The 24,008-nt window shown below is 58.4% G+C and carries 18 protein-coding genes, 1 pseudogene and 1 riboswitch; of the genes and pseudogenes, 13 read left to right on the forward strand and 6 right to left on the reverse strand.

All coding sequences use genetic code 11. The features are described from left to right. The first annotated feature begins 26 nt into the window (after positions 1-26). The 3 genes from rdgB to PSPTO_RS26140 are packed head-to-tail and all read left to right on the forward strand — an operon-like array spanning position 27 to position 2,167. Complete coding sequence (gene rdgB / locus PSPTO_RS26130) at positions 27-623, forward strand: RdgB/HAM1 family non-canonical purine NTP pyrophosphatase (RefSeq protein ID WP_046463894.1); 597 nt, start codon at positions 27-29, stop codon at positions 621-623. Next, positions 620-1,834 carry a radical SAM family heme chaperone HemW gene (gene hemW / locus PSPTO_RS26135; RefSeq protein WP_011105287.1) on the forward strand — a complete coding sequence of 405 codons (1,215 nt, stop codon included), beginning with the start codon at positions 620-622 and terminating at the stop codon, positions 1,832-1,834. The genes rdgB and hemW overlap by 4 nt, the downstream gene beginning before the upstream one ends. Positions 1,835-1,843: 9 nt before the next feature. Further along, the gene (locus PSPTO_RS26140; RefSeq protein ID WP_011105288.1) at positions 1,844-2,167 is read left to right on the forward strand and encodes a DUF3392 domain-containing protein; all 324 of its coding nucleotides are present in this window, start codon (positions 1,844-1,846) and stop codon (positions 2,165-2,167) included. Between the two features lie 187 nt (positions 2,168-2,354). Here the strand turns inward: PSPTO_RS26140 and PSPTO_RS26145 are convergent, their stop codons facing one another. The 5 genes and pseudogenes from PSPTO_RS26145 to ilvD form a co-directional block, all read right to left on the reverse strand. Then, positions 2,355-2,690, reverse strand: a complete 336-nt coding sequence (locus PSPTO_RS26145; RefSeq protein WP_003345152.1) for a hypothetical protein — start codon at positions 2,688-2,690, stop codon at positions 2,355-2,357. Positions 2,691-2,774: 84 nt separating this feature from the next. Then, entirely contained in the window at positions 2,775-4,439 is a 1,665-nt protein-coding gene (locus PSPTO_RS26150) for a type VI lipase adapter Tla3 domain-containing protein (RefSeq protein WP_011105289.1), read from the reverse strand. Beyond that, positions 4,436-6,460: a DUF3274 domain-containing protein gene (locus PSPTO_RS26155; protein WP_011105290.1), complete on the reverse strand. Its 2,025-nt coding sequence runs from the start codon at positions 6,458-6,460 to the stop codon at positions 4,436-4,438. The genes PSPTO_RS26150 and PSPTO_RS26155 overlap by 4 nt, the downstream gene beginning before the upstream one ends. Then, positions 6,460-9,017 (reverse strand): annotated as a pseudogene (locus tag PSPTO_RS26160) (type VI secretion system Vgr family protein). The gene PSPTO_RS26155 and the pseudogene PSPTO_RS26160 overlap by 1 nt, the downstream one beginning before the upstream one ends. 342 nt (positions 9,018-9,359) lie before the next feature. Further along, the gene (gene ilvD / locus PSPTO_RS26165) at positions 9,360-11,207 is read right to left on the reverse strand and encodes a dihydroxy-acid dehydratase (RefSeq protein WP_011105291.1); all 1,848 of its coding nucleotides are present in this window, start codon (positions 11,205-11,207) and stop codon (positions 9,360-9,362) included. A gap of 339 nt (positions 11,208-11,546) precedes the next feature. Here ilvD and alaC point away from each other — a divergent pair, with 339 nt between their 5' ends. The 8 genes from alaC to PSPTO_RS26205 all read left to right on the forward strand — a co-directional run bounded on the left by alaC (position 11,547) and on the right by PSPTO_RS26205 (position 20,326). Beyond that, positions 11,547-12,755, forward strand: a complete 1,209-nt coding sequence (gene alaC / locus PSPTO_RS26170) for an alanine transaminase (RefSeq protein ID WP_005739631.1) — start codon at positions 11,547-11,549, stop codon at positions 12,753-12,755. Positions 12,756-12,926: 171 nt separating this feature from the next. Next, on the forward strand, positions 12,927-13,382 hold the full coding sequence (locus tag PSPTO_RS26175; RefSeq protein ID WP_003383161.1) for a YkgJ family cysteine cluster protein: 456 nt from the start codon (positions 12,927-12,929) through the stop codon (positions 13,380-13,382). Positions 13,383-13,596: 214 nt separating this feature from the next. Continuing rightward, positions 13,597-14,529: an L-threonate dehydrogenase gene (gene ltnD, locus PSPTO_RS26180; protein ID WP_327191876.1), complete on the forward strand. Its 933-nt coding sequence runs from the start codon at positions 13,597-13,599 to the stop codon at positions 14,527-14,529. A 10-nt stretch (positions 14,530-14,539) separates the two neighbouring features. Further along, positions 14,540-15,829 carry a 3-oxo-tetronate kinase gene (gene otnK, locus PSPTO_RS26185; RefSeq protein ID WP_005765391.1) on the forward strand — a complete coding sequence of 430 codons (1,290 nt, stop codon included), beginning with the start codon at positions 14,540-14,542 and terminating at the stop codon, positions 15,827-15,829. Further along, a complete protein-coding gene (locus PSPTO_RS26190) occupies positions 15,829-16,467 on the forward strand; it encodes an aldolase (RefSeq protein ID WP_005765392.1) in 639 nt (212 codons plus the stop codon). The genes otnK and PSPTO_RS26190 overlap by 1 nt, the downstream gene beginning before the upstream one ends. A gap of 135 nt (positions 16,468-16,602) precedes the next feature. Continuing rightward, the gene (locus PSPTO_RS26195; RefSeq protein WP_007247340.1) at positions 16,603-18,060 is read left to right on the forward strand and encodes a GntP family transporter; all 1,458 of its coding nucleotides are present in this window, start codon (positions 16,603-16,605) and stop codon (positions 18,058-18,060) included. A 22-nt stretch (positions 18,061-18,082) separates the two neighbouring features. Beyond that, entirely contained in the window at positions 18,083-18,868 is a 786-nt protein-coding gene (gene otnI / locus PSPTO_RS26200; protein ID WP_011105295.1) for a 2-oxo-tetronate isomerase, read from the forward strand. Positions 18,869-18,974: 106 nt separating this feature from the next. Then, positions 18,975-20,326, forward strand: a protein-coding gene (locus PSPTO_RS26205; protein WP_122722792.1) for an IS3-like element ISPsy8 family transposase whose coding sequence is annotated in 2 segments (ribosomal slippage) — positions 18,975-19,434 and positions 19,434-20,326 — 1,353 coding nt in all. Because the reading frame shifts where the segments join, the coding sequence is not laid out codon by codon here. 245 nt (positions 20,327-20,571) lie between these two features. Here the strand turns inward: PSPTO_RS26205 and PSPTO_RS26210 are convergent. Further along, complete coding sequence (locus PSPTO_RS26210; protein ID WP_002551711.1) at positions 20,572-20,967, reverse strand: acyl-CoA thioesterase; 396 nt, start codon at positions 20,965-20,967, stop codon at positions 20,572-20,574. A 220-nt stretch (positions 20,968-21,187) separates the two neighbouring features. Continuing rightward, a riboswitch (S-adenosyl-L-homocysteine riboswitch) is annotated at positions 21,188-21,297 on the forward strand. A gap of 23 nt (positions 21,298-21,320) precedes the next feature. Between PSPTO_RS26210 and ahcY the strand changes: the two genes are divergently transcribed. Together ahcY and metF are read left to right on the forward strand one after the other, a co-directional pair. Next, entirely contained in the window at positions 21,321-22,730 is a 1,410-nt protein-coding gene (gene ahcY / locus PSPTO_RS26215) for an adenosylhomocysteinase (RefSeq protein ID WP_005765398.1), read from the forward strand. Positions 22,731-22,919: 189 nt separating this feature from the next. Beyond that, positions 22,920-23,765, forward strand: a complete 846-nt coding sequence (gene metF, locus PSPTO_RS26220) for a methylenetetrahydrofolate reductase [NAD(P)H] (protein WP_005765400.1) — start codon at positions 22,920-22,922, stop codon at positions 23,763-23,765. Positions 23,766-24,008 lie beyond the last annotated feature (243 nt).

Genomic DNA, 24,008 nt, shown 5'->3' on the forward strand with positions numbered 1-24,008 from the left:
TCGTTTTCACGCACCACGACAGGCCAATGATGAACCTCACCCAACTCGTACTGGCCAGCCACAACGGCGGCAAACTCAAAGAACTTCAGGCCATGCTCGGCGGCAGCGTGACGCTGCGCTCGGTCAGCGAGTTCAGCCTGGTGGAGCCGGAAGAGACCGGCCTGTCGTTCGTCGAGAACGCGATCCTCAAGGCGCGCAATGCCTCACGCCTGTCCGGCCTGCCCGCGCTGGCCGATGACTCGGGGCTGGCGGTGGACTTTCTCGGCGGCGCGCCTGGCATCTATTCGGCACGCTACGCCGATGGCCAGGGCGACGCGGCCAACAACGCCAAGCTGCTGGAGGCGCTCAAAGACGTGCCGGACGAGCAGCGTGGCGCGCAGTTCGTTTGCGTACTGGCGCTGGTGCGTCACGCCGACGACCCGTTGCCGATCCTCTGCGAAGGCCTGTGGCATGGGCGCATCCTGCACGCTGCCAGCGGCGAGTACGGTTTTGGCTACGATCCGCTGTTCTGGGTGCCGGAGCGCAACTGCTCCAGCGCCGAACTCGGCCCGAGCGAGAAAAACCAGCTCAGCCATCGCGCCCGAGCCATGGTCCTGTTGCGCCAACGCCTGGGTCTGCAATGACCCACGATTCGCCTGCGCAGCCGCTGTTTCTCGGCGAGAGCGGTTTCTCGTCAGAGACGCCACGCCCTGCACTGCCGCACCTGCCCCCGCTGTCGCTGTACATCCACATTCCGTGGTGCGTGCGCAAATGCCCGTACTGCGACTTCAATTCGCACACCGCAAGCCCCGTGCTGCCGGAACAGGAATACGTCGACGCGCTGCTCGCCGATCTGGACCTCGACCTGCCGCACGTCTACGGCCGTGAACTGCAATCGATCTTCTTCGGTGGAGGCACGCCGAGCCTGTTCAGCGCCAACGCGCTGGGCCGTTTGCTGCGAGGCGTCGAACAACGTATCCGCTTTGCCAGCGACATCGAGATCACCCTGGAAGCCAACCCCGGCACCTCTGAACAGGCGAAATTCAGCGCCTATCGCGGTCTGGGGATCAATCGGCTGTCCATCGGCATTCAGAGCTTTCAGGCATCCAAACTCAAGGCGCTGGGCCGTATCCACAACGGCGACGAAGCGATTCGCGCCGCCGACATGGCACGTCAGGCCGGTTTCGACAACTTCAACTTGGACCTGATGCACGGCCTGCCGGACCAGTCCCAGGACGAGGCGCTGGACGATCTGCGCCAGGCCATCGCCCTCGCGCCGACGCACTTGTCCTGGTATCAACTGACGCTGGAACCCAACACCGTCTTCTGGAACCAGCCGCCGGTTTTGCCGGAAGACGACATTCTTTGGGACATTCAGGAAACCGGACAGCAGTTGCTGGCCACTCAGGGTTACGCGCAGTACGAAGTGTCGGCTTATGCGCAACCCGGGAAACCGGCGCGGCATAACCTCAACTACTGGGCGTTTGGTGATTTCATCGGCATCGGCGCAGGCGCGCACGGCAAGCTGAGCCATCCGGACGGGCGCATTATCCGCACCTGGAAGACCCGGCTGCCCAAGGATTACCTGAACCCGGACAAACCGTTTCAGGCCGGTTCAAAGCTGTTGCCGCTGGACGAATTGCCGTTTGAATTCTTGATGAATGCATTGCGACTGACAAATGGTGTGGACGCTGCGTTATTTCGGGAAAGAACGGGTCTAAGCCTCGATTCGCTCGCCGAGGCACGCAGGCAAGCCGAACAAAAAGGCCTGCTGCATGAAGATCCGGCACGCCTGATCGCGACCCCGCAAGGCCAGCTGTTCCTCAATGACTTGCTGCAATATTTTCTGATCTAAGGACCCTGCATGGATTTCGTACTCGACCTGCTCGCCACCGTTTCGCGCTGGAGTCGCAGCAATCTTTCGGAAATCGCCCTCGCACTGGTGGGCTGCCTGCTGGTGCTGTTCGGCTCGGACATCAAAGGCTGGCTGGAGCAACGCATCAGCGGCATCACAGGCGCCCTGCGCATCCCGCTCATCGCCCTGCTCTGCGCCGTCGGCAGCGGCGCAGCACTGATCTACGCCACCCCATGGGTGGTGCGCGGTCTCAACCAGTTCAACAACTACAGCCTGGCACCGGTGCTGTTGGTAGTGCTGGTATTGATCGGGGTGATTGCTGACCGCAAGTGAACACACCCGGCGTAAAACCAGTGGTAAATAAAAAGCCTTGGCTCGTGAGAGTTGGGGCTTTCTTATATGCGTTCGTTACAGGTTGGTCTTTTGTGATAAGACCGCGCCTATGACCGACTCATCATAGTCTTCTTTAATTTTGCGCCTACATAGGTTAACTATTTTTTCAGGGTGTGACTTTTGAACCTCATTGCAGCTTGATAATTAAAAATAATATAAAAGCTGAGAGTGCGGTCAAGCCTGCTGCCAAGGCGTGCATGAAAAAAACTGTTCGGATTTTTCTGGAAAGCCTCCACGGCATTTTCAAATATGCGTATATAAGCAACATTCCAGTTGCGACGAACTCTATGCACAGGAGTGAGAATATCGTTCCGACGACAGTCAGTCCCCCCATGCCTAGATTGCTGGCCGTTCGAAGCACGTATATACAAAAGGCTATACCGCTAATGGGCAGCCAGATGCCCAAGCCAATGAGCGTGAGGATAAAATAGTGGCCGATATGATTTTTAGCTTCTGTAGTCATTGTTCGATCCCTGTTTTTCTACACAGTTGGCGTGCAGGTTTTTTCTTCGATAGTAAAACGTCACACCTCTCGCGCGGCTCGTACTTAGGGTGAGCCGTAGGTGAACGGGTCGGCACCACGGTTCTGGCTGTTCTTCGCTTTGCGGGCTTCATCGGGTGGGCGGACCATTTGTACGGTCAGGCTGCCATCGGTGCCTGCGTAGACCACCGCACTGACGCCGCCGTCCTTGTAGCTGGCGATGGTCGCCAGATTGATCTCGACCAGCGCACCGCTGACCCCGGTATTACCCAGACGGCGACCGATGTCGTAGCCTTCTTCGACGTTGCCCAGTTCAAGGCCGTGGCCGTCCTTGTTCAGGTCGTGCAGTGCATTGTTCAGAGCAATTTCGGCTTCCGGGTTGTTGGTGCTGTCGTAGAACACCCGCACAGGTTTCTGACCTTCGGGCAGAGTGTCCAGCGCCTGCATCCACGCGGCTTGCAGGGCTTTGGCTTGCAAGGCAGGTTTCAGGCGCTTGCCGTTTTCATCCTGCATGGGCGCCTTGATCGGGCGATGCAGGTAGCCGAGCACCGGCGCGGCGTCGAACTCCTTGACCTGATGCTGCCCCCAGCGGATGGGCAGCCAAGGGGAAGGCTCGAAATTGCCGGGGCCACGGTTGCTGATGGTTTTCCAGAGGGTGGGGAGTTGGGCTTGCCAGTAGGCGGTGGACATGGTGCCTGGGGATTTGGGAATTAAAACGCCTTTGGCGCTTTGTTCGTTTTCATACTGTTCCGTGAATGCGTCGTCACGATTCCAGTAAAAAGCCCAAAGTTTTCCCAGATCTGTGTTTTTGTTCTGATTGTTTTCGGTTTCATCAATGGCATAGGGACGAATGTAGCGATCCACCCGATCTGACCGAGTGACCAACAATCCAGTCATACTTTCGTAGATTGTGGGTACAACCTGTCCGTGTTGCAATCCAGGAGTACCTGCCACGCGCAGGCCATTTCGCGTGACATCGCCATCTTCACTTACAATCAATGCTTGAGGCACTTGCTGATTTTCATCAAAAAATTTGTAAAGACGCTCAATCATGCTTTGGGCTTGTGTGGTGTTATCGGCGTCTTGCCACAAAAAGAGAGTTACCCCTAGGGTGGCTGCATTCCTACCATTGACAATATTATCGGCAGCACCAACATCTGACGGTTGCTTGGGTGGGACAATTGCAAACACAGGTATAGGCCAGTAAGCTACTGAAGCATCCGCAGAATGCTGGAACGCTACTTGGATTTTAATGTCTCTACTTATTTCGCGCGAGTCAACAGAAGCATCATAGTCTTTCGGGTCTCGGGAGTATATTGAGACAAAATTATTACTCTTCTTTTTTATGAGCTTCCAGATCTCAGACTGGTGATCGTGATAGATACCAATCCCGACCCCACGTATTTCCAGCGCATAGGTCCGTTTTTGCGTAGCCTGTTGTTCAGAATTTTGGGCCATTATCTTGGTTTTATACGCTACAAGTTCGGCTCTCTCATGGGCTATGGCTTTGCCCCACCAATGCCCGCTGTACGCTAGTAGTGCGGTTCCTAAAACTACTGCAATGCTCCAGCGTAGCACGGTGCCCATGTCGATGAGTTTCATGTTGCTTTCCTGTGTTTTGTAATAGACAAACAGGACGAATCCAGTCCAGAGAATGAGTAATACGCTAGCTATCCCGAGATAAGGCTTCAAGCTTGGTCGGATTAGACTTTTCGATTGGCGGCCTTTCATGCGACAGTTCCTGCATTTAAAGCAGGGCCGACCAAAGGTGGGGGTGTAAGAGGTACTAAACTTGAGGGAGGGAATTTACCTTTTACATAATAATCATTGCTAGCCTTTACCAGAGCCTGTGCTTTATGGCTCAATCGCACCCAATCAGGTAACTTTTCAATGTACTCGAATACTTTTTTGTCAATTTTCCAATCCGCAATCGCAATCAGAACATCACGCATCGCCGGATCATCCAAGCATTTAGCCTGGCCAATAGCGATGTCCATTGCAGTCACCCAGCGATGATTTTCCGGGCTGCGCAGTATGCCTGAGTGATAGGAGTTTTCGCTCCAGGCATCACGGTTTTTCTCCATACGTTCGCGTGCTTCTCTGGGTGTTTCCTCTCTTTCATGATGAGAGCTACTATTTGTCGTGGATTTTATTTTTCGTAATGCGCGAGTATGGTTTTCCGGGTCGTCGGACAATGCGTTAAAAGCGTTTTGTGCCTCTTGTTGTGACATGTTCGGAGAATCGTACTCGGACGGCATTCTTACCCACATGAACGTGGCTTCATCCTTTCCCAGCGCAACGCCCTTCGCAACATCGTCGGGCCTGTCCAAACCTGAAGTCGTCGGGGTGCCCCTGCTCGCTTCGCCGCCGAACATTTCTGGTTCATGAGGCGGACTCAGCGCTTCTGCATTGATAAGGCGCTCTTGCCCCTCCAGGATAGGCGCGCGAGCAATCATACCGGCTCCAAATGAGCTACCTGGGTATCGAGCTTCGCCTGTGGCACGCATGAGTTCAGGTTGTGGCGTGTTGCCGATCAGGATCGCCTCGCCATAGCGATGGCGCTTAGTCCACATGCGTTGGTAGAAGCGTAGTTGCGGGAGCACCATCATTGCCATTCGTCCATCAGGTAGAGCATCAGGCATTCCATAGGTCCCGATGCCTTGGACGTCATCCAGTGAGACAGTGGTGTCATCCGGGCAGAAATACAGATACACCTTTCCTCGGTTATCGCGCTCGGGAAAGACCGTCATGCTGCCCACTTTATTTTTGCGGATACCTTGAGTGGGTAACCATCGAGAACCGCTTCTGCCGCAGTAGGTTTTAGCGTCCCTGAGTTCTGACATGGCTGGTTGTGTGTGTGGCATATTGGTTATCGCAGTTACGATCCCGACCAGCGTTGAAAATGTGTCTTGGTCTTTGGGAGTGTTACCAGGCAACACACAATAAGGCGTATCAACCATGATAAAAGTATCTGCGCAACGGTCTCCCCCATCTACCAGCAACGCTTGCGCCAGCAAGGTGACTATCGTGCCTTGGCTGTGGCCCATGATTGTTATGGTCTCGTCAGGCGACACGCGACGGATCTCGCGTATCAGCATAGCCAAACGGTGAGCCGCCAATACGCAATAGTGCCGCGCTGGCGAGTGACCAAAATACAAAGCGTTGTCTGGCTTGAACGTTTCCAGAGCGATGCTTTTCAGATTGGGCCTAAAACCTTCACCATAGACATCCGGTATGTTATTGGTCGCGTTGGCAATAAACCCTCCCGCTTTGGCAAAGTGGCGATCCAGCCGGTTGCCATTAATGTCCTGAAACTGATTACGCATTCTGAACGGGTCGCCCGCGTCATCACGCTTGATTTGATCGGGTGCTGCCCGATGTCCCCAATAAAAGGGAATTAGCAGGCTATGGGTTTTCGGATCAGATGCGTCGCGCCGGTAGAGATAAGTATCAGGATCATCGAGGATGACTTTCTGGTCACTGTCCCTTTTCTCGTAGGGGACGTTTCCTGCTTCTTTGTATTTTCCCCCATACCGCCCCGGCACCAGATCCGGCCGATCCAGCCGCTCATTCACCCCCTGACACAACCCCGTCTCCACCGACTCATAAGAAGCCCCCGGATCATTCACACCATGCAGAAAGATCACCACGCCCGGCAGGTCGGCGGGCACTTCCATTTTGCAGGTGGTGTTGAGGTTGGGGATCAGCCGTGTGTTGCCTTGGGCAACGGCGTATTCATCGGCACCGTTCATTACGCACCTCCTTTGGGTGCGCCGCTGCGTAATGCCGAGACGTGTGCCTGATGCATCATTTCGCGCTCCACTCGCTCTGTCAGTCCGCCTGCGTCCGTCAATCCTTTCACTGTGCTGCCATCTTCCAGTTTGATTTCATAAGAATGGTCCGCCGCTGCCCGCGGGCTTGCTTCGCTGTGGCCGGGGTAGTGGAATGTGACCTGTTGGGCGGCGGGGTCGCGGCCGAAAGAGGGGATCGAGGCGCTGTCGGTTTTTGGGCCGATCCAGTCGTGTTCGCTGGCGTGCACGGTGACCTTGCCTTGCGAGCCAATCTCGACGCCGCCGCCGATCTTGATGTAACTGCCGTCATCGGCCACCAGGCGAATGGTCGGCGCGGTGATGACCACTTCGCCTTCGACAGCCGAGACGTGCAGGTTTTTCTGGGCATTGAGGGCGATGTCGTCTTCCTGGGCCTGCACCAGCACTTTGCCCCGGTTGGCGATGGCGCTGATGCCGGCGTCCTGGGCGAAGGCCGACAGCCCTTTGCCCGCTTGCAGGTGCAGGGCTGCGCCGCTGGTCAATTGCAGGTTGTCCTGCGCGGTGGTGTCGTGATTTTCGCCGGCGTAGTGCACCTGCGAGCGTGGCGTGGCGCTGGTGATACCGCCAGCGGCGGTCATGGCCAGAACCGGGTCGCCGAGGCTATTGCTCTCCGGCGCGGGCCATTGATCGAGCGACTGACGCAAGGCTTCAATGCCTTTGACGTCCACTGCCTGACCACCGCGAGCGGCAGCGGTTTCGCCGAGGGATTTGAACAGCTCGCCGCACTCGGCCAGCAGTTTGAGCAGCTCTTCGCGGTCCAGTTGCGAGCCTTTGGCGTCGGTGCGCGCATAAGTGGTCAGCAACATGCCCTGCGCGGCACGTAGCGCAATGGCGGCATCGGTGCGCAGCTCTGCACCGTTGCCACGCGGCTGGGCGGTGCCGTCGGTGCGTGGGTCGGTCAGTTTGCCCAGGTTGAGCGCCGTGGCCTGATGGGTCGTGCCCATGCGTGCGCGCAGCGAACCGGGGGTGTCATCGAACAGCAGTTCGTTGAAGCCGTCGCCCTTGTGCTCCTGCGTACGGATCCCCGACAGCGTGCGGTTGCCCGGCAGCCCCGAAGCCTTACTGAAGCGCGGCGGCAAATTATGGTTGTTGTAGACCACTGACGTGACGAGCGGACGATCAATATCCCCGGCGACAAACGTCACCAGCACTTCCTGGCCGATGCGCGGCAGAAACTGGTGACCAAAGCCGCTGCCTGCGCTGGGCATGGCCACACTCAGCCACGTGGTGCCCTGCGGAAGGCTGTCGCCGCGCTGCCAGTGGAATCTGATCTGGATGCGCGCCAGTTCATCGGTAAACACCTCTTCGCCCTGTGGCCCGACCACAATGGCAGTATGTGGACCATGGATCAGCGGGCGGGGCACGGTGATCGGATGGCGATACGGAATCTTGTGACGAATGCACTCAAACTCGTTTGTGTAGCCTGCGTCTTCATCCGAGAGGTAATTGTTGCAGCCCTCGTGCTTGACCGATAACAGCAGAAAACGGCGATCTTCGGCAGAACCGCGGTCGTGATCAAAGTGCTGGGTCAATTCAAAGGTATGGCCGGGGTACATGGCGCGGCAGTTACTGTGGCCAGTGAATGTCTTGCCCTGCACTTCAATCGCTTCAAGGCGCTGGCGCACCAGATGTTCGCCGTCAGCGAACGTGCCGTGGCTGTAGTGATCGAGGAAGTCATACACTTCGTACGATTCGACGTTGCCCTGCTCGTTGAGACTGGGCATACCGACCGGCAACTGGTTACGCGGTTGCTTGTAATCGTATGTCTGAATGGACATGCGCCCTGATTGCAGGCGTCGGTGGCTGCTCCATTCAGTAATCGAGTCTGAAGTCTCGGTCACAGACGCCGTGTGATAACGGATTTGCGGCTGTTGTGGCAGCGGCACGAGGTCGCGCGAGTGATCAAGAATGATTAGCGTGTGCTTTTCTTTATCGTGATCAAAATAGAAGAACAGCCCTTCGTGTTCCAGCAGTCGCAGAACAAATGTCAGGTCGCTTTCACGGTATTGCGTGATGTAGCTGTGCGTCTTGAGAGGCTGGCTGAGTTGAAACTTGAAGTCGGGCAATGCGCCGTAGGCTTCAAATACCGTGCGTATAACGGCTTCGATGGTCTGTTCCTGGAAAATCCGCGAGTCGATACGCCGCGAGAGCATCCATAGCCAAGGGCTGAGTGTGGCGCTGTAGCGGGCCAGGCCGCCGTCACTGCCTTGCAGGCTGAACGCACTGATATAGCCATTGATGTAGCGCGCTTCGCCGGTGGCCAGTTCTATCGCCAATTGCGCCGGCTGGCCGATCTGCGACTTGAGCTCAATCCCCGCATCGCGGCTGATCATCGATAACTCAAAACTGAACAGTTGGACAGGCCTTCGGTGCCGGTAAACTTTTCCAGCAACAGTTCCTGTTCGTCTCGGGCAACGGTCGACAACTTGATCAGGCGACGGTTTTGTGGCGCGAATACAGCGGCTAGATCCTTTAACATTGTTGCTCCGATATAAAACCGGCGACTCTTTTGATGAAGAGTGCTGAAATAGAGAGGGCGGGAATCTATACGCTTCTTTCCGGGCTTACACCATCAAATTGCCGGATCAGGTCGTCGAGCAACGTTACTACTGATACGGCGTTGAAGTAGTACAAGATGGCCAACGGGCGCGTCGGCTAATTCATAAGAGGCTGTCGCTCATTTCTTACAGAGTAATGAGCGGAGTAATCAGACTGCGGCCCGCAACGTTGGCTTAAGGCGTCGGGCTTGAAAAGAGGGGGCTGTGTTAAATAAAGAAAAGCCCCGACTAGTGAACGTCAGGGCTTTTTTTGATCGGGCAAATCAAGGCACCAATTTGTCCAGCAACGCCTTGTCACGCACAGCGCCCTTGTCGGCGCTGGTCGCCAGCAGGGCGTAGGCCTTGAGTGCGGTGGTCACTTTACGTGGACGCGACTCGACCGGTTTCCAGCCTTTCTTGTCCTGTTCGGCGCGACGTTCGGCCATCTCGGCGTCGTCGATCATCAGGTTGATCGAGCGGTTCGGGATGTCGATCAGCACTTTGTCACCATCGCGCACCAGACCAATCGCACCACCCGCTGCTGCTTCCGGCGAGGCGTGGCCGATGGACAGGCCAGAGGTACCGCCCGAGAAACGGCCATCGGTGAGCAGCGCACAGTCTTTACCCAGCCCTTTGGACTTCAGGTACGAGGTCGGGTAGAGCATTTCCTGCATGCCCGGACCGCCTTTCGGGCCTTCGTAACGAATGATGACGATGTCGCCCGCCTTCACTTCGTCAGCAAGAATCCCGCGCACGGCGCTGTCCTGGCTTTCGAAGATCTTCGCGTTGCCTTCAAAGACGTGGATCGACTCATCGACACCGGCGGTTTTCACCACGCAGCCATCCAGCGCGATGTTGCCGTACAGCACGGCCAGGCCGCCTTCCTGAGAATAGGCATGCTCGACGCTGCGGATGCAGCCGTTTTCACGGTCGTCGTCCAGGCTTTCCCAACGGGTCGACTGGCTGAACGCGGTCTGCGTCGGGATGCCGGCCGGGCCTGCCTTGAAGAAGGTGTGCACCGCTTCGTCGTCAGTCTGGGTGATGTCCCATTTGGCGATGCCTTCGGCCATGGTTTTGCTGTGCACGGTCGGCAGGTCGGTGTGCAGCAAGCCGCCGCGTGCCAGCTCGCCGAGGATGCTGAAGATCCCGCCCGCGCGGTGTACGTCTTCCATGTGGTACTTCTGGATGTTAGGCGCGACCTTGCACAGCTGTGGAACCTTGCGTGACAGACGGTCGATGTGGTGCAGGTCGAAGTCGATCTCGGCTTCCTGAGCAGCCGCCAGCAAGTGCAGGATGGTGTTGGTCGAACCGCCCATGGCGATGTCCAGCGTCATGGCGTTTTCGAACGCCTTGAAGTTGGCGATGTTGCGTGGCAACACCGAATAGTCGTTTTCCTTGTAGTACTGTCGGCACAGGTCAACGATGGTGCGGCCAGCCTGCAGGAACAGTTGCTCGCGGTCGCTGTGGGTGGCCAGTGCAGAGCCGTTGCCCGGCAGTGCCAGGCCCAGCGCTTCGGTCAGGCAGTTCATCGAGTTGGCGGTGAACATGCCCGAGCACGAACCGCACGTTGGGCAGGCGCTGCGCTCGTATTCGGCAACTTTTTCGTCGCTGGCGGTGGAGTCGGCAGCGATCACCATTGCATCGACCAGGTCCAGGCCGTGGCTGGCCAGTTTGGTCTTGCCCGCTTCCATCGGCCCGCCAGACACGAAAACCACCGGGATATTGAGGCGCAGTGCCGCCATCAGCATGCCGGGGGTGATCTTGTCGCAGTTGGAAATGCACACGATGGCGTCGGCGCAATGCGCGTTGACCATATATTCGACCGAGTCGGCGATGATCTCGCGGCTTGGCAGCGAATACAGCATGCCGTCATGGCCCATCGCAATGCCGTCATCGACCGCAATGGTGTTGAATTCCTTGGCCACGCCACCGGCGCGTTCGACTTCACGGGCGACCAGTTGGCCCATGTCCTTGAGGTGCACGTGGCCCGGTACGAACTGGGTGAAGGAGTTGGCGATGGCGATGATCGGTTTCTTGAAATCTTCGTCCTTCATGCCCGTTGCGCGCCACAGGGCACGGGCGCCGGCCATGTTGCGGCCGTGGGTGGACGTTTTCGAGCGGTAATCAGGCATTGGAGCACTCCGGCAAAACTAGGGCTGATCAGGGTAGGGAGTGAGCTTCTATTGACGTCGCGGGCGAGCGGCAGTGACCACAGGCAGCGAAGAAACCGAACACCACGGGATCACCGTGTACTCGGCCTGAGCTCATAAACCCGCCGGGGGATGAATGGCGATGAATAGCGCGATTCTACACCGCCGCTACCGTTTGGTGGGGGCCGAATGTCGCGGGCGGTGCCTGGCTGAAAAACCCTGTGGACAAAACGCCATCGCCCCCCTTATCTTGCGCAGCAGGCCGCCTCATGTGGCCACGTCGCTCGGACGGTTCCGGGCGCTTACGTTTGCGAGACACTCATGGCTGACCAAGGTTCGCCGCGCCGCTTTGCGCGCATAGATCGACTCCCCCCTTACGTGTTCAACATCACCGCCGAGCTGAAGATGGCTGCGCGCCGTCGTGGTGAAGACATCATCGACCTGAGCATGGGCAACCCCGACGGGGCCACGCCGCCGCACATCGTCGAAAAACTGGTCACCGTCGCCCAGCGCGAAGACACCCACGGTTACTCCACCTCACGCGGCATTCCGCGCCTGCGCCGGGCCATTTCCAACTGGTACAAGAAACGCTACGAGGTCGATATCGACCCTGAAAGCGAAGCCATCGTGACCATCGGCTCAAAGGAAGGCCTGGCGCACTTGATGCTCGCCACGCTGGATCAGGGCGATACCGTGCTGGTACCCAACCCCAGCTACCCGATTCACATCTACGGTGCCGTGATTGCCGGCGCCCAGGTGCGGTCGGTGCCACTGGTGCCGGGCGTGGACTTCTTCGCCGAGCTGGAAAAGGCCATCCGCGGCTCGATTCCCAAGCCGAAAATGATGATTCTCGGCTTCCCGTCGAACCCGACCGCGCAGTGCGTGGAGCTGGATTTCTTCGAGCGCGTGGTGGCGCTGGCCAAGCAATACGACGTGCTGGTGATTCACGACCTGGCGTACGCCGACATCGTCTACGACGGCTGGAAAGCCCCGTCGATCATGCAGGTGCCGGGCGCCAAGGACATTGCCGTCGAGTTTTTCACCCTGTCCAAGAGCTACAACATGGCGGGCTGGCGGATCGGCTTCATGGTTGGTAACCCCGAGCTGGTGAACGCACTGGCGCGGATCAAGAGTTACCACGACTACGGCACCTTCACGCCGTTGCAGGTCGCCGCCATTGCCGCGCTGGAAGGCGATCAGCAGTGCGTGCTCGACATCGCCGAGCAGTATCGCCAGCGCCGCAACGTACTGGTCAAAGGCCTGCACGAACTGGGCTGGATGGTCGAAAACCCCAAGGCGTCGATGTATGTCTGGGCGAAGATCCCCGAAGCCTACGCGCACTTGGGTTCGCTGGAGTTCGCCAAGAAGCTGTTGGCCGAAGCCAAGGTCTGTGTTTCGCCGGGCATCGGTTTTGGTGAATACGGCGACGATCACGTGCGTTTCGCGCTGATCGAGAATCAGGACCGCATCCGCCAGGCCGTGCGCGGGATCCGCAGCATGTTCAGGGCCGACGACAAGCTCAAGTCCTGAGTCAGCCGTCTGCATGACCACGCCTGCTGACTGAGTACTTTCGGCAGGCGTGGCAGTGGCAACCGGTGATACGAGCAATACCGACAGTCGCCTCGGCAATTTTTACTTACTGCAAATGGCCGCGGACCGGTATGATCGCGCGCCCCGATACACCCGGAATTCTGAAATAAAATGAAACCCACCTTGATCGCCGCCGCAGAACTCGATCGCATCGACACCTGGGCCAAGTACTCCAGCCATATGTGCGGGGGCTGTATCTCCAGTTGCTGCACGTTGCCGGTAGAAGTGAAGATCAAGGACCTGATCCGCATCGGCATCGTCGATGAGTTTGAGCGTGGCGACCCGGCGAAGAACATCGCCAAGCGTCTGCAGAAGGAAGGCATCGTTGAGCGTTACAACCAGAAGTCGGAAATCTTCACGTTGCAGCGCATGAGCAACAATGACTGCCTGTACCTGGATCGCAAAAGCCGCCTGTGCACCATCTATGAAAAGCGCCCGGACACCTGCCGCAACCATCCGAAAATCGGACCGCGCCCAGGCTTTTGTGCCTACAAGCCCAAAGAGGTTGTACGTCAGGAAAGCGGCTCGCTGCGCAACGCCACCAGCGCACCGGTGCCGAAATTCTGATCGTGTAGCAAGCGATGCTCTACGTTGCTGACCGAACGGTTCCAATCAAGCCCCTATCAGGGGCTTTTTTGTGGGCGATGGAAAAGCCTGATGGAGAAACCCTATCGATGTTAAATTTTGTTAAAAATAAAAATACTTCACATTATCCAGTCATTGATTCACTATCGGATTCACAGATCAGAACAATAAACGCTCGAATGCCGGCAACACAGGCATCGGCACTGACTTTGAGGATTACTGCATGAACAGCAAAAATGTCGGCGTTATCGGCCTGGGTGCAATGGGTCTGGGCATTGCCCGCTCGTTGCTGCGCAGCGGCTTCACTGTGCATGCCTGCGATGTGCGCACCAGCGTGACCGAAGCGTTCGCCCAGGAAGGCGGTGTTGCCTGCCAATCCCCAGCCAGCATGGCCGCTGCCTGCGACGTGATCATTACCGTTGTGGTCAATGCCGAGCAGACTGAAACTGTCCTGTTTGGTGAAAACGGCGCCATCGCGGCCCTGCGTCCGGGCAGCCTGGTGATCGGCTGCGCCACCGTGGCGCCGACTTTCGCTGTCGAGCTGGGTGAACGCCTGACCGCGCAGAACCTGCTGTACCTCGACGCCCCGATCTCCGGCGGCGCAGCCAAGGCCGCTTCCGGCCAGATGACCATGATGACCTCCGGCCCGAACGAGTCCTACGCCAAGGCCGAAGCCATCCTCACTGGCATGGCCGGCAAGGTCTACCGCTTGGGCGACGTTCACGGGCTGGGCTCGAAAGTCAAAATCATCAACCAGTTGCTGGCCGGCGTGCACATTGCTGCCAGTGCCGAAGCGATGGCGCTCGGCCTGCGTGAAGGCGTCGATGCGGACGCGCTGTACGAAGTGATCACCAACAGTGCCGGTAACTCGTGGATGTTCGAAAACCGCGTGCCGCACATCCTCAATGCCGACTACACGCCGCTGTCGGCTGTGGATATCTTCGTCAAGGACCTGGGCCTGGTGCTGGATACCGCACGCAGCAGCAAATTCCCGCTGCCACTGTCGGCCACTGCGCACCAGATGTTCATGCAGGCCTCCAGTGCCGGTTTCGGCCGCGAAGACGACTCGGCGGTGATCAAGATTTTCCCGGGCATCGAATTGCCGAAAGCCAAGCCTGAAAAAGCCTGAGGAGCGACTGATGAGCCTGAATAACGCTCGCCCGCTGCTGGGCTGCATTGCTGACGATTTCACCGGCGCGACCGACCTGGCCAACATGCTGGTGCGCGGCGGCATGCGCACCGTGCAGAGCATCGGCATCCCTAGCGCCGAGATGGCTGCAGGCCTGGACGCCGATGCGATTGTCATTGCCCTGAAATCGCGCACCACGCCAAGCGCTGATGCCGTGGCTGAATCCCTCGCTGCGCTGGAATGGCTGCGCGAGCGCGGGTGCGAGCAGATCTTCTTCAAGTATTGCTCGACCTTCGATTCGACTGCCGCCGGCAACATCGGTCAGGTCAGCGAGGCACTGCTGGAACAACTGGGCAGCGACTTCACTCTGGCCTGCCCGGCCTTCCCGGAAAACGGCCGCACGATTTTCCGCGGTCATTTGTTCGTACAGGACCAGTTGCTAAGCGAATCGGGCATGCAGAACCACCCGCTGACGCCAATGACCGATGCCAATCTGGTGCGCGTGCTGCAAGCGCAGACCACCGGCAAAGTCGGCCTGTTGCGCTACGACAGCATTGCCCAAGGTGTCGAGGGCGTGCGCAACAGAATTGCCGAACTGCGCGCTGAAGGTGTGCGTATGGCGATTGCCGATGCGCTATCGGACGCCGATTTGTACACACTGGGCGAAGCCTGCGCCGACCTGCCATTGCTGACTGGTGGTTCGGGGCTGGCGTTGGGCCTGCCGGGCAACTTCCGCAAGGCGGGCAAGCTGCGCGACATAGACGCGGCCAAACAGATTGCGATCAGCGGCGGCGAAGTGGTGCTGGCAGGCAGCGCTTCGGTTGCCACCAACAGCCAGGTCGCGGCCTGGCTGGAAGCCAATCGCCCTGCCCTGCGCATCAATCCGTTGGATCTGGCCGCAGGCAAGCCGGTGGTCGAGCAGGCGCTGGCGTTTGCCAGAGACGCCGGGCAAACCGTACTGATTTACGCCACCAGCACGCCGGATGAAGTCAAAGCCGTACAGAACGAGCTGGGCGTCGAGCGCTCCGGGGCGATGGTCGAAGCCGCGTTGGGCGAAATCGCCAAAGGGCTGCTGGACGCGGGTGTGCGCCGTTTTGTGGTCGCTGGCGGCGAAACCTCCGGGGCTGTCGTTCAGGCGCTGGGCGTGCAGTTGCTGCAGATCGGCGCACAGATCGATCCGGGCGTTCCGGCCACCGTCAGCAGCGGCGCGCAACCGCTGGCACTGGCGCTGAAATCCGGCAACTTCGGCGCACGCGACTTCTTCTCCAAGGCCCTCAAGCAATTGGCGGGAGAAGCCTGATGATTGATGAAAACGCCCTGCGTCAGGAAATCTGCGACGTCGGCCGGCTGTTGTATGGCCGTGGCTACACGGTCGGCAGCGCGGGCAACATCAGCGCACGTCTTGATGACGGCTGGCTGATCACCCCGACCGACGCCTGCCTGGGCCGCATGGACCCGGCAGACATCGCCAAAGTCAATCTGGCCGGTGAATGGGTGTCCGGCAGCAAGCCGTCCAAGACATTGGCGCTGCACCGCGAAGTTTATGACCGCAACCCGGAAGTCGGCGGCGTGGTGCACACCCACTCGACGCATCTGGTGGCGCTGACCCTGGCCGGCGTGTGGCGTGAAGATGACATCCTGCCGCCACTGACGCCCTATCAAGTCATGAAAGTCGGGCACATTCCGTTGATCCCTTACGAGCGTCCGGGCTCGCCGAAAGTCGCCGAGCGCGTGGCGGAGCTGGCCAACAGCGTACGCGGCGTGATGCTTGAGCGGCTCGGCCCGGTGGTCTGGGAAAGCTCGGTGGCCAAGGCTTGTTACGCCCTGGAAGAGCTGGAAGAAACCGCCCGTCTGTGGCTGATAAGCAACCCTAAACCTGCACCGCTGGCCCCGGCGGCGCTGGAAGAATTGCGTCAGGTGTTCGGCGCGAAGTGGTAACGGACACACATTGATCGAGGGGCGCACTGCGCCTCGCGGCCGAAAAACAATAACAACAGGAATCGAGAGCATGACTCACCCTTACCCCGCTGTTTCGTTGTCACTCTTTACTGCCATTGACCGGAGTGCACGGGCATGACGCCGCTCATGTTGATGGTCGTGGCCGGTGCGGGCATCGCACTGCTGTTGTTTCTGGTGCTCAAGTATAAATTTCAGCCGTTCGTTGCGTTGATGCTGGTCAGCATCATCGTGGCGCTGGTCGCCGGTGTTAAGCCGGCAGATCTGGTGGCAACCATTGAAGGCGGCATGGGCAAGACCCTCGGCCACATCGCGATCATCATCGCCCTGGGCGCGATGATCGGACGCATCATCGAGCTGTCGGGCGGGGCCGAAGCACTGGCCAAGACGCTGATCAACCGTTTCGGCAACAGGCGCACGCCGCTGGCGCTGACCGTTGCCGGCTTCATGGTGGGTATTCCGGTGTTCTTCGAGGTCGGCGTGATCATTCTCATGCCGTTGGCCTACGGCGTGGCCCGTGCGGCGCGCAAACCGCTGCTGATTTTCGCGCTGCCGATGTGTGCTGCGTTGCTGGCGGTGCATGCGTTCCTGCCGCCACACCCTGGCGCCGTTGCTGCGGCCAGCCAGTTGGGCGCGGACCTGGGTCGTGTGTTGATGCTGGGTATCCCGATTGTCGCGGTGCTGTGCATGATCGGCTACTTCGTGGCAGGCCGCATGACTCGCAAGACCTACCCGATGACCGATGATATTCGCGCAGAAGTCTACGGCCCGCATGTCACCAACGAAGACCTGGAAGCTTGGGCGCGCAACGATTATTCCGGCGCGCGTGAAGCCACCGAAACCAAAACCCTGGGCGCGGAAGAAAGCGCCAGCAGCCTGGCGAGCAAACTGCCTCCAGCGCCTGCACCGGGTTTCGGGCTGATCATTGCGCTGATTCTGCTGCCGATCGTGCTGATCCTGATGGGCACGCTGGCCACCACTTTGCTGCCTGCGACGTCCACGCTGCGTGCAGTGCTGACGGTTCTCGGCGCGCCTCTGGTGGCGCTACTGATCGACACACTGCTGTGCGCCTGGCTGCTGGGTTCGCGTCGTGGCTGGAGCCGCACGCAGGTGTCCGACGTAATCGGCTCTGCCTTGCCGGGTGTGGCGATGGTTATCCTGATTGCCGGTGCCGGTGGCGTGTTCGGCAAGGTGCTGGTGGATACCGGTATCGGTGCGGTGGTTTCCGAGGCGTTGCGCAATACCGGTTTGCCGGTGCTGGCGCTGGGCTTTCTGCTGACGCTGTTGCTGCGCGCGGTGCAGGGCTCGACCACCGTTGCGCTGGTGACCACTGCCGGCATTCTCAGCCCGCTGATCGCCACGCTGGACCTGAGCGCCAACCACTTGGCTCTGTTGTGTCTGGCGATGGGCGGTGGCGGTCTGGCCATGTCGCACATCAACGATGCCGGTTACTGGATGTTCACCAAGCTGGCGGGCCTCAACGTCGCCGACGGCTTGCGCACCTGGACCGTACTGGTCACGCTGCTCGGCACGCTGGGCTTTGTGATCACCCTGCTGCTTTGGCCATTCGTCTGACCCTTTGAAGACTGGAGTTAACATGCCTCGTTTTGCCGCCAACCTCAGCATGCTATACCCGCAGCATGATTTTCTTGAGCGCTTTGCCGCAGCCGCCGCCGATGGTTTCGGCGCGGTCGAGTACCTGTTTCCTTACGCCTACACGCCGCAGGAACTCAAACAACGCCTGAGCGACAACGGTCTGGTGCAGGCGCTGTTCAACGCCCCGCCGGGCGACTGGGATAACTGCGAGCGCGGGATCGCCACGCTGCCGGGCCGCGAAGCGGACTTTCGCAGCGGCATCGAACGTGCGCTGGAATATGCGCAGGTGCTGGGCAACGACCGTGTGCACGTGATGGCCGGTCTGCTGCCCAGCGAAGCTTTGCGTGAGCGCCATCAAGCGGTTTATCTGGAAAACCTGGCGTTTGCGGCCGAGCAGGCGAAGTCAGCTGGCGTCACGATTCTGATCGAACCGATCAACACCCGCGACATGCCGGGCTTCTTTCTCAACCGTCAGGATCAGGCGCAGGCCATCTGCAAGCAGGTGGGTGCAGATAACCTGAAGGTGCAATTTGACTGCTATCACTGTCAGATCGTCGAAGGCGACCTGACCAGCAAACTGCGCCGCGACTTTGCGGGTATTGGCCACATTCAGATTGCAGGGGTACCGGATCGCCATGAACCGAACCTGGGCGAGCTGAATTACGAACACCTGTTCAACGTTATCGACGAGCTGGGCTATACCGGCTGGATAGGCTGTGAATACCGCCCCAAAGGCGACACCAGCGAAGGGTTGTCGTGGTTGCGGGCGTTGCAGGCGAAGGGCTGAACTGAGCGCTCAGCGTCATACGCAACTCTGAAAGAGCCCGAAAAGCTTGGCTTTTGGACTGCCCCCAAGAAGTTGGACACCAATCCGACCTAATGGGGGTGTTCAAATGGCCAAGTATTCAGAGCAATTCAAGCTCACCGTCGTCAAAGCCTATCTTGCAGGCAACATAGGCTTTCGCAAGGTGTCCAGCCAGTTCTCGATCGATTCCAGCCTGCTTCGACGCTGGGTCGCCAATTACAAGAGCCATGGGCACACAGGCCATCGTAAGCCTGGTCTTCGGTACAGCGAAGCCTTCAAACGCTCAGTGCTGGAGCACAAGCGCGAGCACGGGCTGTCCCTTCGCCAGACCGCAGCGCATTTTGGTATTGGTGATCCTGGCCAAATAGTCATTTGGGAACAGCAGCATTACAGTAACGATCTAGCCCCCTACGTTCCCAAGAGAAGAAAGTCTGTTGCCATGCCCAAGAAGCCTTATCCCACCGCACCAGTAATCGACGACGATACGCAGAAGACGCGTGACCAGTTAATGGCAGAGCTCGAATACCTGCGCATGGAGAACGCTTACCTAAAAAAGTTGGAAGAGTTGAAGGAGCAGCAACGACGGCAAAAGAAAAAGCCCTGATCGTCAAACAACTGAGGAGCCGCTTCTCGCTCTGCGCCCTTCTGACGCTGGCGGGCTTGGCGCGCAGTACGTTCTACTATCAGGTTCAGGTGCAATCCAGACCCGATCCAGATGCTGCTCTAAAGCAGGAGGTAGAGCGGATTTATCACGAGGAGAGAGGTCTTTATGGGGCTCGGCGCATCACGGCGGTTATCCGCAACTCAGGCACGCTGGTCAACAAGAAGGTTGTGGAGAGATTGATGGCTGAACTGGGTCTGCGCTCCGTTGTTCGACCAAAAAAATACCGTTCCTATAAGGGCACCGTCGGAAAAATTGCACCGAATTTGCTGGAGCGCAATTTCACGGCGCAACGCCCGAACCAGAAATGGGTGACCGATGTGACCGAGTTTAAAGTGGCCAATCGAAAGCTGTATCTCTCGCCTGTGATGGACCTGTACAACGGTGAGATCGTGGCGTACGAATTGTCTACCAGGCCGTGCTTTGAGCTGGTCACCAGTATGCTGGACAAGGCGTTGCAGCAGTTGCAAGACGAGCCGAAGCTTGTGATGCACTCGGATCAAGGCTGGCAGTATCAACACGCGCAGTACCGTCAGAAACTGGCGGTAAAGGGTGTGAAGCAAAGCATGTCTCGTAAGGGAAATTGCCTGGACAACGCTGCGATGGAAAGCTTTTTTGGTACGCTTAAGTCCGAGTTTTTCTACTTGAAACGATTTGAAAGCATAGAAGAGCTGACGGCAGGTCTGGAGGAGTACATCCGCTACTACAACCATGACCGCATTAAGCTGAAGCTAGGCGGCCTGAGCCCCGTAAAATACAGGACTCAGGCGGCAAGCTAAAACTGTCCAACTTCCGGGGGGCAGTCCATTTTGTGGGAGTGGACTTGTCCGCGATGGGTTGCGAAGCGGCCCTAAACCAGACGACTTTGGTTGCGCCTGATGTACTGCATACACCGGTTTTGCTGCCGGTTCCCGTCAGATCGCGGACAAGCGAAGCGTCGCCCTGTCCGCTCTACACGACTATCGTGCGACGCTCCGCGTCGCATGCCGTTCTGGACGCTCCGCGTCCGGTCTTGGAAGATGGATCAATCCTCTACGTCGAACTGGTCCTTGATGTAGCGGATTTCAGTCCGGCCGTGCGGGGCGGGCTGGCCGTCTTCGTCGAGGTTGACGAAGACGATCTTCTCGACCGTCAGAATGCTCTTGCGGGTGATCTTGTTGCGCACCTGGCATTTGAGGGTGATCGAGGTGCGACCGAACTCGGTGGCGGTGATGCCCAGCTCGATGATATCGCCCTGACGCGAAGCGCTGACGAAGTTGATCTCGGAAATGTACTTGGTCACCACGCGCTGATTGCCCAGCTGGACAATCGCGTAAATCGCCGCCTCCTCATCGATCCAGCGCAGCAGGCTACCGCCGAATAACGTGCCGTTGGGGTTGAGGTCTTCGGGCTTGACCCATTTGCGGGTGTGGAAATTCATGTTCACTCCTGAGCGTCTGGCCGGTAGAGACCAGCATGATGGCAGAGCCGGCGGCCAACGCCCATGCCTGCGTCATTGCAATTGTGCATCCACCCGATTACAGCCAGATGGCAATAGGGTGGCCAGTTACCCGACAGAAAGCCTTGGGAAGAATCGCCAGCACAGCTATACTGCCAACCGTTTCAAAACGGTCATCTACGCTTGATACCGTTCCCGCCACCTGTCCGAGGGGCGCTGCAGCAGGTTTACCCTGTCAGGCTCGGATGGGGCGTTGTTTGTCAGGTTGATCACAGCCGGCAAGCCTTAAACGCACAACGGCGCCCATTCGCATTTTTATGGAATGGAGACTCTCAATGAGTGCTGTAATCACGCCTGCAGAATTTAACGACTACAAGGTTGCCGACATTTCCCTGGCTGCCTGGGGTCGTCGCGAAACCATCATCGCTGAATCCGAAATGCCTGCCCTGATGGGTCTGCGCCGCAAGTATGCCGCTGAGCAGCCGCTCAAAGGCGCGAAAATCCTCGGCTGCATCCACATGACCATTCAGACCGCCGTGCTGATCGAAACCCTGGTTGCCCTGGGTGCCGAAGTACGCTGGTCGTCGTGCAACATCTTCTCCACGCAGGACCAGGCCGCTGCTGCCATCGCCGCCGCCGGTATTGCCGTGTACGCCTGGAAAGGCGAAACCGAAGAAGAATACGAGTGGTGCATCGAGCAGACCATCCTCAAGGATGGCCAGCCATGGGACGCCAACATGATCCTCGACGACGGCGGCGACCTGACCGAGATCATCCACAAGAAATACCCGGCGATGCTGGACAAGATCCACGGCGTGACCGAAGAAACCACCACCGGCGTTCACCGTCTGCTGGACATGCTGGCCAAGGGCGAGCTGAAAATCCCGGCCATCAACGTCAACGACTCGGTGACCAAGAGCAAGAACGACAACAAGTACGGCTGCCGTCACAGCCTGAACGACGCCATCAAGCGCGGCACCGACCACTTGCTGTCCGGCAAGCAGGCACTGGTGATCGGCTACGGTGACGTGGGCAAGGGCTCGGCCCAGTCGCTGCGTCAGGAAGGCATGATCGTCAAAGTGACTGAAGTCGACCCGATCTGCGCCATGCAGGCCTGCATGGACGGTTTCGAGCTGGTTTCCCCATTCATCGACGGCGAAAACGATGGCACCGAAGCGAGCATCGACAAAGCGCTGCTGGGCAAGATCGACCTGATCGTGACCACCACCGGCAACGTCAATGTCTGTGACTCGAACATGCTCAAGGCGCTGAAAAAACGCGCTGTCGTGTGCAACATCGGCCACTTCGACAACGAAATCGACACCGCTTTCATGCGCAAGAACTGGGCATGGGAAGAAGTGAAGCCACAGGTGCACAAGATTCACCGCACCGGTGCTGGCGCGTTCGACGCACAGAACGACGACTATCTGATCCTGCTGGCCGAAGGCCGTCTGGTCAACCTGGGCAACGCCACTGGCCACCCAAGCCGCATTATGGACGGCTCGTTCGCCAACCAGGTGCTGGCGCAGATCTTCCTGTTCGATCAGAAGTACGCTGACCTGGCACCTGCCAAGAAAGCCGAGCGTCTGACCGTTGAAGTACTGCCGAAGAAACTCGACGAAGAAGTGGCCCTGGAAATGGTCCGCGGTTTCGGCGGTGTTGTGACCAAACTGACCAAGACCCAGGCCGACTACATCGGCGTGACCGTCGAAGGTCCGTTCAAGCCAGACGCTTATCGCTATTGATTGATAGCTGTAAGCGGTAAGTTTCAAGCTGCAAGCAAGTGCGCTTTTCTTGTTTGCAGCTTGGGCTTTAAGCTCGTTTCTTTATCGTTACTAAACAGCCGTGAGCGGCAAGCGTAAGACTGCGGAGCCAGGCATACAGCCCTCTTGCAGCTTGCAACTTGCAGCTAAAAGCTGGAGGTCTCCTCCCCCATGTCTCAAGAACGCCGCTTCAGCTTCGAGTTCTTTCCTACCAAGACCGACGCTGGACATGAAAAGCTGCTGACCGTTGCTCGTCAGCTCGCTACGTACAACCCCGATTTTTTCTCCTGCACTTACGGTGCCGGTGGTTCTACCCGCGACCGCACGCTCAATACCGTGCTTCAGCTGGAGAATGAAGTAAAAGTGCCCGCCGCGCCGCATTTGTCGTGCGTTGGGGACAGCAAGGAAGACTTGCGCAGCCTGCTTGCCCAGTACAAGGATGCGGGTATCAGACGCATCGTTGCCCTGCGCGGCGACCTGCCTTCCGGTATGGGCATGGCCAGCGGTGAGCTGCGTCACGCCAATGACCTGGTGGCATTCATCCGTGAAGAAACCGGCAGCCACTTCCACATCGAAGTCGCCGCCTACCCGGAAATGCATCCGCAGGCGCGCAATTTCGAGGATGACCTCAAGCACTTCGTCACCAAGGCCAACGCCGGTGCCGACAGTGCGATCACCCAGTACTTCTTCAACGCCGACAGTTATTTCAACTTCGTCGAACGTGTAGAGAAGATGGGCGTGAGCATTCCGATCGTGCCGGGCATCATGCCGATCACCAACTACAGCAAGCTGGCGCGTTTCTCCGATGCCTGCGGTGCGGAAATCCCGCGCTGGATCCGCAAGCAGCTGGAAGCCTATGGCGATGATGTGCAGAGCATTCAGGCGTTTGGCGAAGACGTCATCACGCAGATGTGTGAACGCCTGCTGGAGGGTGGCGCCCCGGGCCTGCACTTCTACACGCTGAACCAGGCAGAACCGAGCCTGGCGGTGTGGAACAATCTGCAATTGCCACGCTGATAACCCTGTAAAGCCGCGATCTGTCGGGCGCTTCCCCACAGATCGCGGCCTGATACACCGTTGGGCAGCATGAAAGCAGCGTATTGCGCTCGCTCTGTTATACTCCAGCCTTCCCGCCAGGCTTACGCCCGGACGCTCGGTCTTGCAATCGTCACTTGTTCACGCCATCAGCGCACTTTTCATCAAGCGCAGACGTCACGAGATGTACTGAAGACCCGGCAGGACCGGACGGGATCGCGTTGT

This window comes from Pseudomonas syringae pv. tomato str. DC3000 (assembly GCF_000007805.1).
GTDB lineage: Bacteria > Pseudomonadota > Gammaproteobacteria > Pseudomonadales > Pseudomonadaceae > Aquipseudomonas > Aquipseudomonas avellanae.